Here is a 13828-nt window from a genome sequence, read left to right as displayed (position 1 = left end):
AAAACGACAGGAGACAAACATGAAATTACTAAAAATCATTGCGCTCTCACTCAGCTTTTTATGGGTAAGTGCACAAGCTCAAAATATTTCTATTGCCACTGGTGGAACGGGTGGTGTTTATTACCCTATGGGCGGCGGCTTAGCGGCCGTTCTTTCTAGCAAGGTACCAGGCATGTCTGCAACTGCAGAGGTGACTGGCGGCTCAGTGGATAACCTGAATCTCATCGGCACTGGCAAACCGTATATTGGCTTCTCTATGGCAGATGCTGCTAAAGATGCTCAAGTCGGTGAAGGCAAGTTCACTGGGAAAAAAGTAGACTTACGTACCCTCTTGATTCTCTATCCAAACTTGATGCACGTAGCAACCGTGGAATCTACCGGTATTAAGTCTATGAAAGATCTCAAAGGTAAGCGTATTAGTACTGGCGCACCTGGAAGCGCTACTGAAGTGATGGCATTTCGTTTGCTAGAAGCTGCTGGCATAGACAAAGATAAGGACGTTAAGCGCGAGCGCCTCAGCGTTGCTGAATCAGTGAATGCCGTTAAAGATCGCAAGATTGATGCCTTCTTCTGGGTTGGTGGCTTACCAACAGCTGCTGTTACTGACTTAGCCAACAGCCCTGGTATGAAAATCGTGATGGTGGATACCACCGACGAATTACCTGCGATGAATAAAAAATATGGCAACCTCTACTTCCCAACAGTCATTCCGAAAGCAACCTATAGCGGCATGACAAAAGATAACAAAGTAGCTGCTGTAGCGAATATTTTGGTAGTAAATGCCAATATGACCAATGAAGAAGTCTACAAAATTGTGAAGGCTGTCTTTGATAACAAATTAGATTTAGTCCGTACTCACCAGGAATACATGAACGTTAGCTTGGAAAATCAAAAGGCAAAATCAACGCCGATTGAATTTCACCCTGGCGCTTTAAAGTATTTCAAAGAGAAAAATATTAAAGTTAACTAAGCTTCACGAATCCGAGGGGTGAGTCAAACTCACCTCTTTTGCTTTATTGCTGTCATAAATATAAATAGATAAATAGGTTGAGACATGAGCCAAAACGTAATCGATAACGAAACCCAGGAAAAACTAGACGCCTTTATCAAGCAGGAGGAAGGCGATTCAAATGACTACAAAGGTTTACTGGCAAAGTTCATCACCTTAGTGGCCGTTGGCATGTCTTTGTTTCATCTCTATGCAGCCTATTCCATTGTTCCTACGCAACAGCTTCGAGTAATCCACGTTGGCTTAGTTCTATTCTTAGTATTTTTAAGCTTCCCGATTACCGCCCGCTTTAAGAATCGGTTAATGCTGTGGGATGTCCTCTTTGCCATAGGTTCTGTTGCTATTGCTTATTACATCCTCAGTGGTGGAGATGATTTCTCTGATCGCAATACCGCACCTAACCCAACGGATGTCATGGTGGGCATTGGTTTAATCCTTTTGATACTAGAGAGCGTGCGCCGTACTAACGGCATGGTACTTGTGACAGTCACCGTTCTCTTTTTGCTCTATGCCTTATTTGGAAACTATTTGCCCGCTCCTTGGACTCACAAAGGGTATGGCCTCGATCGTCTTGTCGGGTATATGTATATGACACTTGAAGGCATCTACGGCACTGCTGTAGACGTTTCCGCTACCCTGATCATTCTGTTCACCATCTTTGGCGCCTTCTTGCAATTCACCGGCGCTGGAAAATTCTTCATCGATTTCTCCTTTGCGGCCATGGGTGGAAAATCCTCTGGTGTTGGTAGAACGATTGTGCTGTCCTCATTCTTAATGGGTGGCCCTTCTGGTTCTGGTGTCGCCACTACCGTAACCGTAGGCTCTGTAGCTGCTCCAATGTTGGAGAAAGTCGGCTACGAAAGAAACGCTGCAGGTGGTTTGTTAGCTGCAGGCGGCTTGGGTGCCATCATCTCGCCGCCCGTCCTTGGTGCAGCAGCATTCTTGATTGCAGACTTCCTCAAAATTTCTTATTTGGATGTTTTGCTTATGGCAACCATCCCGACCATTCTTTTCTACCTTGGCTTATTTGTCATGGTAGAGATTGATGTACGTAAATATGGCATGAAGCATATTCACTTTGCATCTGCTGAAAGTGCTTGGCAGTTAACCAAAAAATATTGGTTCCACTTCTTCTCCCTCATCTCGATCGTAGTCTTTATGATGATGGGCTTTTCACCAGTCATGTCAGTATTTTGGGCCACAGTAGTCTCGGCATTTTCAAGTATGTTGCGTGAAGATACCGCCATCATTCCTTGGGCCTGGTTTAAAGGTAAAGAACCCATTCTTTCAGGGCTCTATAACTCCAACCTTACCAAAGCTTTGGCCTCTGGCTCAACTGGCGTTTTGGCTATTGCAGCAACCTGTGCGGGCGCTGGTTTGATTGTTGGTACGGTTACGCTGACTGGCTTAGGTCTTAAATTTAGCTCCATCGTGATTCAGTACGCAGGTGGTTCTTTATTGCTTACCGCCATCTTTACTGCATTGATCGTCTGGATCGTCGGTCTTGCGGTTCCCGTAACGGCGTCATACATTATTTGCGCCGTGATTGCTGCTCCAGCATTGATTAACTTAGATGTTCCGCCGTTTGCAGCCCACATGTTCATCTTCTATTACGCTGTGCTTTCAGAGGTATCCCCTCCAACAGCGCTTTCACCCTTTGCAGCTGCGGCGATTTGTAAGGGCAATCCATATAAAACAACGCTACAAACTTGGAAATATGTTGCGCCTGCAATCCTGGTACCGTTCATGTTCGTACTTGATAAATCGGGTGTTAGCCTCTTACTCATGGGCTCTACCAACGCGCTTGAGCAAGCAGACTGGATGCAGATTGCTTGGATCTCCTTTACCGCTGTAGTTGGCATTATCTGTTTGGCTGGCGGCCTACAAGGATGGTTTATTGAAAAAACCAAAGTGTTTGAGCGCATCATTATGGTGATTTCTGGCGTTGCTCTAGCCTATCCATCTACTGAAGCAGACTTGGTTGGCTTTATTGGATTTGGTTTGGTTCTGGTGACGCAAACTATTACCCACTTCAAACTCAATCCAAGATCATCTACGTAATCGATGCGTTTCAATAATAATAAAGCCCGCAGTTGCGGGCTTTATTATTTGTATTGAGGCATTACCTCAGCATTGATCTAAGCAATTTTTGTCCACGCATCTTTGCCAGCGTACTTTTTAATTGCAGCTTCATCAAACTCAAAACCAAGACCAGGTGTTTGGTGCAATATTAAGTCGCCATTCTTAAAGGTGAGCTGCTTATTAATCAGTCTACGGAAATTTAATACCTGATCATCTAAGAAAAATTCTACGAAGCGTGCATTCGGAGTAGCTGCTACCAATGGCGCATGAAGATCATGCATCCAATGTGGACAGACGATTACCCCTTTTAGGTCTGCGTAGGCAGAGATCCGTCGCCATTCTGTAATGCCACCACATACAGCAGCATCCGATTGCAAAATCGCTGCACCGCCTGCATCAATCAATTCTCTAAAGCGCCAACGACCTGCCTCCATTTCCCCAGTAGCAACATTGATGGTAGTTTGACGTGCTAGTGCAGCATGCAAATCAATCGCATCAGGAGAAAAAGGTTCTTCAATCCAATATGGGTTGTAGGCCTCAAAGCGACGAACATATTCCAAAGCGGTAGGCAAATCACGCCAGGCATTGTTCGCATCTAAGGTTAACAACACATCATCGCCAATCGCTTTGCGAGCCGCTTTAACCCTCGCCTCTTCTTCCGTAGGAGAGAGACGACCTACTTTCATCTTGACAGCTTTAAAGCCCTGTTTAACGTAAGATTCCATTTCCTTACCCAGCTTGGCAGGTGTTTTGCCGTCTAAGTAGTACCCCCCGCTGGCATAGGCTGGAACGCGGTCATTCACAACAGCGCCCAAATAGTGATGCAAAGGCAGCCCAACAGAGCGCGCATTTAAATCCCACAAGGCTGTATCTAATATGGAGATGCCGCGCATTACAGCGCCTGCACGACCCTGCAAGATGGATTCGTTATACATATCCATCCATAAGCCCTCACTGCGATGACTATTCTGGCCAATCAGCTTAGGTGCCAGCAATTGCTCAACAGCGATTTTGGCAATATCGCCACCAGCGCTACCAACATAACAAAATCCAATTCCTTCGTTACCATCCTTGCCCCGGACCTTAACGATGCAATAGTGGCGCTCAGATACGGTGCGAGTAGAAAATGAAGTGACTTTATCTAGAGGCACTGCCAACGAAGCGACCTGCACGGATTCAATAATGGGCATCTGAACTCCTTAATCAAAAAAATATTGTATCGATTATTTACTTTTTGAGAGGGGGTCAATCTTAGCCTTTGCCCTCAGGAGCATGTCATTTTTGGCAATTACACATTCAGAGAGGGGTATTTGCTGCGCCACAACAAAAATATCAGACCTTGACCTCGCATTATTAGATAATGTCACTGTGAATAAAAAAGTATCTCAAAGCACCAGGACTTCTCCTTGGGCGCTCCTCCTTTTTAGCTTTGCTCTAGCAAGTCTGACCTTGGTCTTAGCGCCTACAGCACACGCACAAACCCAACTAACTCCGAAGACGTCTAAGGCTACTCAAAAGGTCATTATTCAAAGCTCAGGTCAGCGCGGCTTTAAAGACAATTCCGCCAATAGCGGGGCTAAGTCGAACAGCCTGAACCCCGCCCTTTTCCAGCGCAAAGATCCCGATGAGCTGATTCTGGATAGCGCAGGTAATTTGGACTATCGCATTAGTCAAGGTTGTCTCAGAAGAAACTTCAATGAAGACAATCTGCCAGTCAATATCGGTATCGATAACCGCGCCTTTTCTGAGTTCTTTAAAACCCAAACCAAAACCTTCTTTGATCGCATGCGTGGCGACTGTATTCCATATGCGGTTGCTTTTGGTACGCGCAACCGCTTTGATTCTCTGAGCATAATGAATGGCCCTATTCAGGATGTTAGAACTGAAGTGTGGACATTTACTCCCTCTGCCTTTGGTGGCTTTTTAGTGCAGCAGGATTATTTAAGAAACGAATCGAAAGACCTGACGGAAATTCGCTTGCCACTACAGGAGGTTTTATATGACCCTTCCAAAGTAGGCGATAAGCTACCGGTGGAATTGGTCTGGGAACTCAATTCCCTCATCAAGCAAATTTATCCTGAAGACAATAATTCACTTGAAAACACCAATAGTGTCGTTCGCTTAATTGTAGATTTTGGTGATCGCGAGCGCTGGGCGCAAATCTGGGCCGTAGAAATTATTGATCCTACCAATAAAGAAGTATTTGCAAGTGCGTATTGGGTTGAGCGCAGTGACATACCGGGCGGATTCTTCACTGGCAGCGGTGAATCACTGGAGCGTTCTTTCTGGACCAACCCCCTCAGCTATCGCCGTATCTCTCGCGGAGTAGGAAGTGTGCGCGCATCATCTGGCAAACGCCCTAGTAGCAAAGCCTCCACGACTCAAACAGCGCCCCCTAAACAACGCTATCGCACCCATATGGGTATTGATTATGCAGCGCCAACGGGCACGCCTATTTTTAGCGTAGCTAATGGCAAAGTCGTTCATCTTGGATTTAATGGTGCATTTGGCAACCTGATTGTTTTAGAGCATCCCGGCAACTACCATACCTACTACGCGCACTTGAGCAACTACAACGTAGAACTAGAGCTAGGCAATGAAGTGCGCCGTGGTTTTGAAATCGGCTATGTAGGAACTACTGGAAGATCAACAGGTCCACACCTCCATTTTGAATTGCGAAAGAATGGAATTTATGTTGACCCTTACGGCGCGAAGACCCAATTAGATTTATGGTCTATGAGGGATAACGAGAGCGGTCAACTCACTCGAGAAATCTTATTGCTCGGTAGTCCAATAAAAAATTGAGTTAGTGAAGAAGCAAAAAAGGGTCCCGAGGACCCTTTTTCTATTGAAACAAGAATGCCTTAAGCAAGTACTAATACTGGTAATGCTGCATGCACGATCACTTCGTGTGTCTCGCTACCAAGCAACATTCCCTTGATTCCTGTGCGCTTGTGTGAAGCCATCACGATCACATCTGCTTTGGCTTTCTTTGCCGCATCCAAAATGCCCGCTGACAAATTAGCATTACCAATATGAAGGGTTTTTGCTTTAATGCCAGCACCCAGAATAGTAGCCGCCTTTTTGAAGACCTCTTTTGCATAATCATCAGTGGCTTGCTTATGCTCTTTTTGAGAAATCCCATAGGCCATGGTGCTATCGGCATATACCGAAGGTGGCGTAGGATCAGACACATAAACTAAAGTTACCGCAGCTTTATCCGCATTCGCGAGCTGCGCCACTTTCTTGAGGCCTTTTTTGCTTACGTCCGAGCCGTCAACCGGTACTAATAAATGCTTAAACATATCAACTCCCTTTAAATTGAACTACTAATCTACTCTTTCCATCATAATACTTATTATTGACGTATCAAAGCTCAAGGGGTAACTAAATTGCTCAAATATTTCGGCGTCTATCTTGTCTTTCTCATTACGCTCGTTGCCATCGATTTAGTTTGGCTTCTCGGTATTGCTAGAAACCTCTATCAGCAGCAAATGGGTGAACTCATGGCGACCGAGCCTAAGCTTATTGCCGGCTTGGCTTTTTATGTTCTGTACGCCCTAGGGGTTTGTATTTTCGTTATCGTACCCGCCCTGTCAAAACAGTCCTGGATATATGCAGTGCAATATGGTGCCTTATTTGGCTTTTTTTGCTACATGACTTATGACCTCACCAATTTAGCCGTCATTCGCAATTTCCCCACAGGACTCGCTTTTATTGATATTGCCTGGGGTAGCGCTGTAACCGCTGTCACTGCAGGTTTTGCCTACTGGGTAGTTAATCGATTTTTTGAATGACTTGGGTGATTCGCTAAACTCTATCCATGTTTTTCCACCCCAGAATTCTTGATTCTTTTGCGGGCTACAACCGCAAGTTATTTACCAAAGATATTCTTGCCGGCCTCACGGTTGGTATTGTGGCTCTACCTCTGGCAATGGCCTTTGCAATCGCTAGCGGCCTAAAACCAGAAGCTGGTATTTTTACAGCCATTATTGCTGGCGGACTGATTTCCCTCCTAGGGGGAAGCAAGGTTCAAATCGGTGGGCCAGCAGGCGCATTCATTGTGATTGTCTATGGCATTGTTGAGCGCTATGGCATACCCAATCTTTTGCTAGCCACTGCCATGTCTGGTGTCTTTTTATTTTTGATGGGCATATTCCGTCTTGGGACGCTTGTTCGGTTTATACCGATCGCCGTCATTATTGGCTTCACCAACGGCATTGCATTCTTAATTGGACTGTCTCAAATAAAAGATTTCTTTGGCCTGCAGATTGAAAAAATGCCTGCACAATTTTTTCAATCAGTACAGACTTTGTATATGGCTGCGGATACCTTCAATCCGATAGCCTTAGCACTCGCCTGTGGCAGCCTTGCCATATTGATTGCCTGGAAAATGGCTCAGCGCCGGCTTGGTTGGTTAGGGCATATTCCAGGTACGGTAATCGCCATGGTTCTTGCCACTATTGCTACTACTCTATTTAACTTACCAGTAGACACGATCGGTAGTCGTTTCGGCGGCATTCCTGCGGGGCTGCCCCATTTTGAGTGGTTCCCCATTAGTTGGGATACCGCTCAATTCATGGTGACCCCAGCCCTCACGCTAGCTTTGCTTGGCGCTATTGAATCCTTACTTTGTGCACGAATCGCAGATGGCTTAATACACGATCGCCATGACTCCAATCAAGAGCTGATGGCACAAGGTGTAGCTAACCTAATAACTCCATTTTTTGGCGGCATGCCAGCGACAGGAACTATTGCTCGTACAGTAACCAATATAGAAAGCGGAGGTAACACACCTCTCTCCGGACTTATTCACGCCATGACTTTATTGGTCATTGTGTTATTTGCAGCGCCACTCGCTCAGAATATTCCCCTAGCAAGTTTGGCGGCGATCCTGATGTATGTTGCTTGGAATATGGGTGAATGGAAAAAGTTTGTTGAGTTAAAACAATTCCGCATACCTTATCGCATCACCATTTTGAGTGTCTTTCTACTAACGGTCATTCTCGATCTCACGGTTGCAGTGCAAGTTGGCCTCTTACTTGCTTTCATTACCTTCATTTATAGAATCTCCAGCCTGTCGCGCTGCGAGCGCGCAGAAGGCAAGGATTTTCCAAAGCTGGCAAATCTCCAAGGCAGCATTGATGCCTATCGAATTTATGGCGCCATCTTTTTTGGAGCCGTCAAACTGCTCGAAAAAATTGAAGTCAATTTACCTACCCAAACTTTATTGCTCGATTTAAAGAATGTGATCTATGTCGATACCTCGGGTATGGATACGATCATGGAACTTGCTCACCTTTGCAAAATCCGCAATATCAAACTCATCATTTGCGGCTTAGATCATCAGCCACTAGAAATGGCAGAGCGTAGTGGCTTTATAGAAAAACTTCCTAGGGAATGTTTTTGCCCAGACCTGTATAGCGGTATTGAATTAGCAACCCACTTGTAAGACTTGCTTACTCAAGTAATACAGAAGCCGCCTTTAAGCAATGCTTCGGGTAACACCCAGGCACGATACAAACCAAAACCACCGGCGGTAAACAGCAAGGCAGCTGCAAAATAGCGCACCCAAAGATATTGGCCAAACTGAGTGAGCATTGCTGAAAATTTCGAGATGAGCAACAGATTTGGCAAGGTACCTAAACCAAAAGCAAACATGAGTGCAGCTCCTGTCCAAATATCCCCTGATAAAAAAGCCAGTGGCAAAACGCTATAGACCAAGCCACATGGAACTAAACCCCAGAGCATTCCACTGAACCAACGCGAAGGACCGCTCGCCATACTGCCGAGGTATTTTGCCCAGAAGCCTGCAATCTTAGAGCTGAGCCATTTTCCACCCAACAAACCCTGGCTTTTACCCATGCGAAGCAATCGAAAGCCCATAAAGATCAAAATGAAGGAGGTGAGAGCAAACAGCGGTCTTTGGATGGGAATCAGATTTTGCTGCCATACGACCACCCCAACTCCAGCCGCCGCTGCCCCCAATAATGCATAAGTAAAGATGCGACCTAAGTGCATGACTAATTGCAGGTAAAAAAGCTCAGTCTTGGGCCTTAATGGACTCTCCAAGGCGCTTGGCCGCTCAATGGCTGCCGCTATGCCACCACACATTAAAGCGCAGTGCCAGCCGCTGACTAAGGCGCCCAAAAACACGGCCACGAGCAAACTGATGGTTAGCATTGAACTGGGGGAAATGAGGGTAAAAGAAGCCGTTTCATTATCTATATAGAATAAACTGTCTATCAGAGAAGCCTCAAGATGAATTACAAACCTACCGACTCCCCAAACAGTAAATGCTCTGTCTGCGTTTTGGGACAGTTTTGTCTACCCGTTGGACTTAGCTCCAGTGATGTCAGTAGAGTCGATACCTTAGTCAAGGAGCGAGTTCACCTCCAAAAGGGAGAGAGCCTATATCGTCATGGCGACCCGCTCAGTTCAGTCTACAGCGTGCGCTTTGGAACCCTTAAAACAGAATATTGTCTGCAAGATGGTCGTCAACAAGTGATTGGCTTTCATCTTCCAGGAGAAATTTTAGGCTTGGATGGTATTGGCGATGGTCACTATCAATCGGACGCTATAGCGCTGGAAGAAAGTGAAGTTTGTATCATTCGCTATGATGCCTTTGAAGATCTCGCAAGACAGATTCCTGTTCTGCAAAATCAATTTCATAAGATCATGAGTCGAGAACTCACTCAAGATCAGCGTCACCTACTTTCTCTTGGCACTATGCGTGCTGAAGAAAGATTGGCAGCATTTTTACTAAGCCTCTCACAACGCCTTGCAGCACGCGGCTATCTCAATAATGAATTCGATTTAAGAATGAGTCGTGTTGAGATTGGAAGTTACTTAGGCATCCAGATTGAGACCGTTAGCCGCATGCTCTCGCGCTTTGCGGAGTCTGGCCTGATACAGATTAAGCAACGCCATATCAAACTCATTGATATGGATGGCTTGTATGAGTTAGCTGGTATTCCAAACCCCGATAGACACGGCTGTCATACCGAAATTCCCATTAAGCAAGCTTAAAGTAGGCCGCGGTCAATCTCTTTACTATCGGGCGCTTCAATACCAGGCAAGATATACGCAGTAAGCGCACTAGAGACTGCGCAAAAAATCCAAATCACAAAGAATCCAATGGTATAGATTCCCTCATCAGAAATATCGGGATGATAGCCAAAGAATAGAAGGTCCTGTGGATGTATCACAGTAAAGAGCAAGCCTTCTGCCATACCGGCAACCAAAAACGATGGCCACAAAATCCAGATGAGGAGGCGATACTTCATTTATTAGCCTGCGCTTCTTTTAATTGCTCAACTTTGAGACCTTGCTTTACAACACCCTCACGCAAAGGTTTATCAGCGTGCAGATTAACTGCTAAATAAATCGTAATGATGCAGCCGATCATCGCCACGGCTGGTCCACTGATCAGTAGCCAAGGCCACAACTGCTTCCACCAGGGCTTCATTGTTTCTAGTTCGTTCATACACATCCTCTCCATTTGGTGCCAGCTAGCTTAACGGGGAATAATAAAACTGGATTTTTCTTCACGAGCTCTGATGATTGCTTTATCACCATCCATCTCCTGAGCAATCACATCAAAATGAATCGGGTAATTTCCTGAATCATTCTGGCCGATCGCCGTACTCACTTTTATTGGCAGCAATTGATTGCTTGCTGGACCAACATCAATCTGGGTAATCTCTTTTCCTTGAGAATTCAAAATCATTAAATTCTCTAAGCCGGTAGCCTTTACTTGCACCTTCATAGCATGCTCTGAGGCATTCATGATTTGAATCCGGTAAATATTCTCGATCCGAACGCCATCTACCTCTCGAGCCAAAGCACCACGATCACGCATGACATCGACACGTAAAGGATTACGAGTTGCCAATGAAACTAAGAACGCAGAAGCGAGGACGGTAATGAATGCGGTATAGATTAATACTCGAGGACGCAGAATATGTCGAATGGCGCTTTGATTGGATTCTTTATCCTCAATCGCGCGCTCCGTTGTATAGCGAATCAGCCCTTTAGGGTAATCCACCTTCTCCATGACTTGGTTGCAAGCATCAATACAGGCACCACATCCAATACACATATATTGCAAGCCATCTCGAATATCAATCCCCGTTGGACAAACCTGAACACAAATACTGCAATCTACGCAATCGCCTAAGCCAAGAGAACCATGATCAGCTGACTTGCTGCGGCTTCCTCTTGGCTCACCACGAACTTTGTCATAGGTCACCAAGAAGGTATCTTTATCCACCATCACACTTTGGAAGCGTGCATAAGGGCACATATATTTACAGACTTGCTCACGCATAAAGCCTGCATTACCCCAAGTTGCAAAACTATAAAAGCACAGCCAGAAAGTCTGCCAGGGGCCTAAAGATAAATGCAAAATGGCTGAACCTAAAGTTTCAATTGGGGTGAAGTAACCAATAAAAGTAAAGCCAGTCCAGAATGCAATCAGCAACCACAGTAAATGCTTCGTGATCTTCAGGCGCCATTTCTTGAAACCCCAGGGCCACTCTTCCCCATCTAAGCGGATACGGGCAAAGCGATCGCCCTCGACCTTGCGCTCAATCCACATGAAGATTTCGGTATAGACCGTTTGTGGACAGGCGTAGCCACAAAATAGACGGCCAGCAACCGCTGTAAACAGAAACAGGGCCAATGCAGAAAGAATGAGTAAAAGCGTGAGATAAATCACGTCTTGTGGCCAGAGTACTAGGCCAAAGATATAAAACTTACGCTGAACGAGATCAAACAATACTGCTTGACGATCGTTCCAGCTAAGCCATGGCAAGCCATAAAACAGTAACTGCGTTGCAAAAACGAGGATGAAGCGCCAGCGGGCAAACAATCCCGATACAGAGCGTGGGTAAATCTTTCGCCGGACCTCGTAAAGAGATTCCTCGATTACTTCAATAGGAACTGGTTTCCCACCCGGCGAATTACTTGGCACTGATTACTTAGCGGCTGCTTGTTTATTGTTCGATAAGCCCCAAACATAGGCAGTCAACAATTGAATCTTTTCAGGACTAAGGACTTTATCTTGAGCAGGCATCATTGCCATACGACCTTTTGTTACTGTCTCAACAATCGTTGCTTCTGAGCCACCATACAACCATGTCTTATCTGTCAAGTTAGGCGCACCCAATGCAATATTGCCTTTACCATCTGCACCATGACAGGCTACGCAATTGGATTTGAATACTTCAGCACCACGCGCTGCTTTTAAATCATCGGCAGGTAAACCAGACAAACTGCGGACATAGTTTGCTACATCGACAATCTGCTTACCATCTAGCTGTGGGAATGGAGGCATTACTCCGCCACGACCATTGACGATAGTTGTCTTAATGTTTTCTGGTGAACCACCGTAGAGCCAGTCGCCATCAGTTAAGTTTGGAAAGCCCTTGGCACCACCAGCATCAGAGCCGTGACATTGTGCGCACGAGTTTAAGAACAAGCGCTGTCCCATTTCACGGGCTTTTGGATCAGCTGCGACTTGCTCAATATCCATCTTCACGTATTTTGCGTAGACAGGCTTTAACTCATCATTGGCTGTCGTCATCGATTTCATCAATGCACCGTCAGTGCTGTAACCCAAAATTCCTGGGTATGCCCCTAATCCTGGATAGAGCACTAAGTAAACCAAAGCAAAGATACAAGAGATCAGGAACATCCACATCCACCAACGTGGCAATGGATTATTCAACTCGCGTAAATCGCCGTCCCAAACGTGACCAGTATCAGCAACCTCACCATCCGGCTTCAGCTTTACCTTAACTTTAAGTTGAGAAAATAATAACCAGACGCACCAAACGATACCGACCAATGTTACTAAGGCGATATAGGTACTCCAACCGGCACCAAGAAAGTCACTCATGATTTATCCTTACTGAATTCATCGGGAAGATCGAACGGAAGTTCGGCGGATTCTTGATTGGCAGGCTGTCTTTTTGCAGACCAGGCCCACCAAACGATTCCAATAAAAACTACCAAGCCAAGCACGGTAGAAATTGCTGAGAGATAAGGAGCAATATTTTGCATATCTTCTCTTTGCTAAGAATTACTTAGCAACTACCTCGTCAACAATGATGTATCTACGATTCACACCAAGACCCTGAAGGTAGGCGATTAACGCATCTTCTTCAGTCTTGCCTTCCAACTCTTTAGGTGCATTGGCAATTTGCTCATCGGTGTACTGCACACCTAAGCGCTTCATTGCAAGCATATGAGAAGAAATGGTGTCAGCAGCAGCTGGCTTTTGCAAATAGGGATAAGCAGGCATATTGGACTCAGGCACCACATCACGCGGGTTGCGCAAGTGAATACGATGCCAGTCATCCGAGTAACGACCGCCTACACGCGCTAGATCTGGACCAGTACGCTTGCTGCCCCATAAGAATGGATGATCATATACAGACTCACCAGCCAAGGAGTAAGGACCATAACGCTCAACCTCTGAGCGTAGTGTACGAATCTGCTGTGAATGACAGCCCATGCAACCTTCACGCTGATAGATATCGCGGCCTGCTAAACGCAGAGCTGAGTAAGGAGCAACTCCTGGACTGGGCTCAGTTGTGGAGTGCTGGAAAAATAAAGGCACGATCTGCACCAAACCAGCAACCGAAATTGCTGCAATGGTGGCAATGATCAACCAGCCAACATTACGCTCAAGCGTTTCGTGGGAGAAAAATCGACGTTGTTCTGACATGTTCT

15 protein-coding genes are annotated in these 13828 nt (G+C 45.7%); 6 read left to right on the top strand and 9 right to left on the bottom strand.

Annotated features, from left to right (window positions below; translation table 11 throughout):
- Positions 1-19: 19 nt before the first annotated feature.
- Both ICN47_RS04470 and ICN47_RS04465 read left to right on the top strand, forming a co-directional pair.
- Positions 20-970, top strand: coding sequence for a TAXI family TRAP transporter solute-binding subunit (locus ICN47_RS04470; protein ID WP_216218704.1), 951 nt, complete (start codon positions 20-22; stop codon positions 968-970).
- An 84-nt stretch (positions 971-1054) separates the two neighbouring features.
- Positions 1055-3070 carry a TRAP transporter fused permease subunit gene (locus ICN47_RS04465; RefSeq protein ID WP_216218703.1) on the top strand — a complete coding sequence of 672 codons (2016 nt, stop codon included), beginning with the start codon at positions 1055-1057 and terminating at the stop codon, positions 3068-3070.
- Between the two features lie 77 nt (positions 3071-3147).
- Here ICN47_RS04465 and ICN47_RS04460 read toward each other — a convergent pair whose 3' ends face one another.
- The gene (locus ICN47_RS04460; protein ID WP_216218702.1) at positions 3148-4281 is read right to left on the bottom strand and encodes a mandelate racemase/muconate lactonizing enzyme family protein; all 1134 of its coding nucleotides are present in this window, start codon (positions 4279-4281) and stop codon (positions 3148-3150) included.
- Positions 4282-4363: 82 nt separating this feature from the next.
- On the opposite strand from ICN47_RS04460, the gene ICN47_RS04455 reads away from it, so the two are divergent.
- Complete coding sequence (locus ICN47_RS04455) at positions 4364-5896, top strand: M23 family metallopeptidase (RefSeq protein WP_216218701.1); 1533 nt, start codon at positions 4364-4366, stop codon at positions 5894-5896.
- A 59-nt stretch (positions 5897-5955) separates the two neighbouring features.
- Here ICN47_RS04455 and ICN47_RS04450 read toward each other — a convergent pair whose 3' ends face one another.
- Positions 5956-6396, bottom strand: coding sequence for a universal stress protein (locus tag ICN47_RS04450; RefSeq protein ID WP_216218700.1), 441 nt, complete (start codon positions 6394-6396; stop codon positions 5956-5958).
- A gap of 87 nt (positions 6397-6483) precedes the next feature.
- Between ICN47_RS04450 and ICN47_RS04445 the strand changes: the two genes are divergently transcribed.
- Together ICN47_RS04445 and ICN47_RS04440 are read left to right on the top strand one after the other, a co-directional pair.
- On the top strand, positions 6484-6888 hold the full coding sequence (locus ICN47_RS04445; protein ID WP_216218699.1) for a DUF2177 family protein: 405 nt from the start codon (positions 6484-6486) through the stop codon (positions 6886-6888).
- Between the two features lie 26 nt (positions 6889-6914).
- Positions 6915-8543, top strand: a complete 1629-nt coding sequence (locus ICN47_RS04440) for a SulP family inorganic anion transporter (protein ID WP_216218698.1) — start codon at positions 6915-6917, stop codon at positions 8541-8543.
- 11 nt (positions 8544-8554) lie between these two features.
- Here the strand turns inward: ICN47_RS04440 and ICN47_RS04435 are convergent, their stop codons facing one another.
- Positions 8555-9274 (bottom strand): sulfite exporter TauE/SafE family protein, encoded by a 720-nt coding sequence (locus ICN47_RS04435; RefSeq protein ID WP_216218697.1) that lies wholly within the window; start codon positions 9272-9274, stop codon positions 8555-8557.
- 78 nt (positions 9275-9352) lie between these two features.
- Between ICN47_RS04435 and ICN47_RS04430 the strand changes: the two genes are divergently transcribed.
- Positions 9353-10120 carry a helix-turn-helix domain-containing protein gene (locus ICN47_RS04430; protein ID WP_216218696.1) on the top strand — a complete coding sequence of 256 codons (768 nt, stop codon included), beginning with the start codon at positions 9353-9355 and terminating at the stop codon, positions 10118-10120.
- Here the strand turns inward: ICN47_RS04430 and ICN47_RS04425 are convergent.
- Genes ICN47_RS04425 through ccoO form a run of 6 tightly spaced genes read right to left on the bottom strand, consistent with a single transcriptional unit; the run spans position 10117 to position 13823 of the window.
- Complete coding sequence (locus ICN47_RS04425; RefSeq protein ID WP_216218695.1) at positions 10117-10377, bottom strand: hypothetical protein; 261 nt, start codon at positions 10375-10377, stop codon at positions 10117-10119. The genes ICN47_RS04430 and ICN47_RS04425 overlap by 4 nt on opposite strands.
- Positions 10374-10577 carry a FixH family protein gene (locus ICN47_RS04420; protein ID WP_216218694.1) on the bottom strand — a complete coding sequence of 68 codons (204 nt, stop codon included), beginning with the start codon at positions 10575-10577 and terminating at the stop codon, positions 10374-10376. Before ICN47_RS04420 ends, ICN47_RS04425 begins: the two co-directional genes overlap by 4 nt.
- A 30-nt stretch (positions 10578-10607) precedes the next feature.
- Positions 10608-12065, bottom strand: coding sequence for a cytochrome c oxidase accessory protein CcoG (ccoG, locus tag ICN47_RS04415; RefSeq protein WP_216218693.1), 1458 nt, complete (start codon positions 12063-12065; stop codon positions 10608-10610).
- Positions 12066-12068: 3 nt separating this feature from the next.
- On the bottom strand, positions 12069-12992 hold the full coding sequence (gene ccoP / locus ICN47_RS04410; protein WP_216218692.1) for a cytochrome-c oxidase, cbb3-type subunit III: 924 nt from the start codon (positions 12990-12992) through the stop codon (positions 12069-12071).
- Positions 12989-13156, bottom strand: a complete 168-nt coding sequence (locus ICN47_RS04405) for a cbb3-type cytochrome C oxidase subunit 3 (protein ID WP_072583709.1) — start codon at positions 13154-13156, stop codon at positions 12989-12991. Before ICN47_RS04405 ends, ccoP begins: the two co-directional genes overlap by 4 nt.
- Positions 13157-13175: 19 nt before the next feature.
- Positions 13176-13823 (bottom strand): cytochrome-c oxidase, cbb3-type subunit II, encoded by a 648-nt coding sequence (gene ccoO / locus ICN47_RS04400; RefSeq protein WP_216218691.1) that lies wholly within the window; start codon positions 13821-13823, stop codon positions 13176-13178.
- Between the last annotated feature and the right edge of the window lie 5 nt (positions 13824-13828).

The organism is Polynucleobacter sp. AP-Latsch-80-C2, assembly GCF_018882185.1.
In the GTDB taxonomy this organism is placed as follows: Bacteria; Pseudomonadota; Gammaproteobacteria; order Burkholderiales; family Burkholderiaceae; genus Polynucleobacter.
This window is presented reverse-complemented; position numbering and strand designations above follow the sequence as displayed.

Coding starts and splice junctions, on each gene's coding strand:
- ICN47_RS04470 (WP_216218704.1), top strand. CDS start 20: ATGAAATTACTAAAAATCATTGCGCTCTCACTCAGCTTTTTATGGGTA.
- ICN47_RS04465 (WP_216218703.1), top strand. CDS start 1,055: ATGAGCCAAAACGTAATCGATAACGAAACCCAGGAAAAACTAGACGCC.
- ICN47_RS04460 (WP_216218702.1), bottom strand. CDS start 4,281: ATGCCCATTATTGAATCCGTGCAGGTCGCTTCGTTGGCAGTGCCTCTA.
- ICN47_RS04455 (WP_216218701.1), top strand. CDS start 4,364: ATGTCATTTTTGGCAATTACACATTCAGAGAGGGGTATTTGCTGCGCC.
- ICN47_RS04450 (WP_216218700.1), bottom strand. CDS start 6,396: ATGTTTAAGCATTTATTAGTACCGGTTGACGGCTCGGACGTAAGCAAA.
- ICN47_RS04440 (WP_216218698.1), top strand. CDS start 6,915: ATGTTTTTCCACCCCAGAATTCTTGATTCTTTTGCGGGCTACAACCGC.
- ICN47_RS04435 (WP_216218697.1), bottom strand. CDS start 9,274: ATGCTAACCATCAGTTTGCTCGTGGCCGTGTTTTTGGGCGCCTTAGTC.
- ICN47_RS04430 (WP_216218696.1), top strand. CDS start 9,353: ATGAATTACAAACCTACCGACTCCCCAAACAGTAAATGCTCTGTCTGC.
- ICN47_RS04425 (WP_216218695.1), bottom strand. CDS start 10,377: ATGAAGTATCGCCTCCTCATCTGGATTTTGTGGCCATCGTTTTTGGTT.
- ICN47_RS04420 (WP_216218694.1), bottom strand. CDS start 10,577: ATGAACGAACTAGAAACAATGAAGCCCTGGTGGAAGCAGTTGTGGCCT.
- ccoP (WP_216218692.1), bottom strand. CDS start 12,992: ATGAGTGACTTTCTTGGTGCCGGTTGGAGTACCTATATCGCCTTAGTA.
- ICN47_RS04405 (WP_072583709.1), bottom strand. CDS start 13,156: ATGCAAAATATTGCTCCTTATCTCTCAGCAATTTCTACCGTGCTTGGC.
- ccoO (WP_216218691.1), bottom strand. CDS start 13,823: ATGTCAGAACAACGTCGATTTTTCTCCCACGAAACGCTTGAGCGTAAT.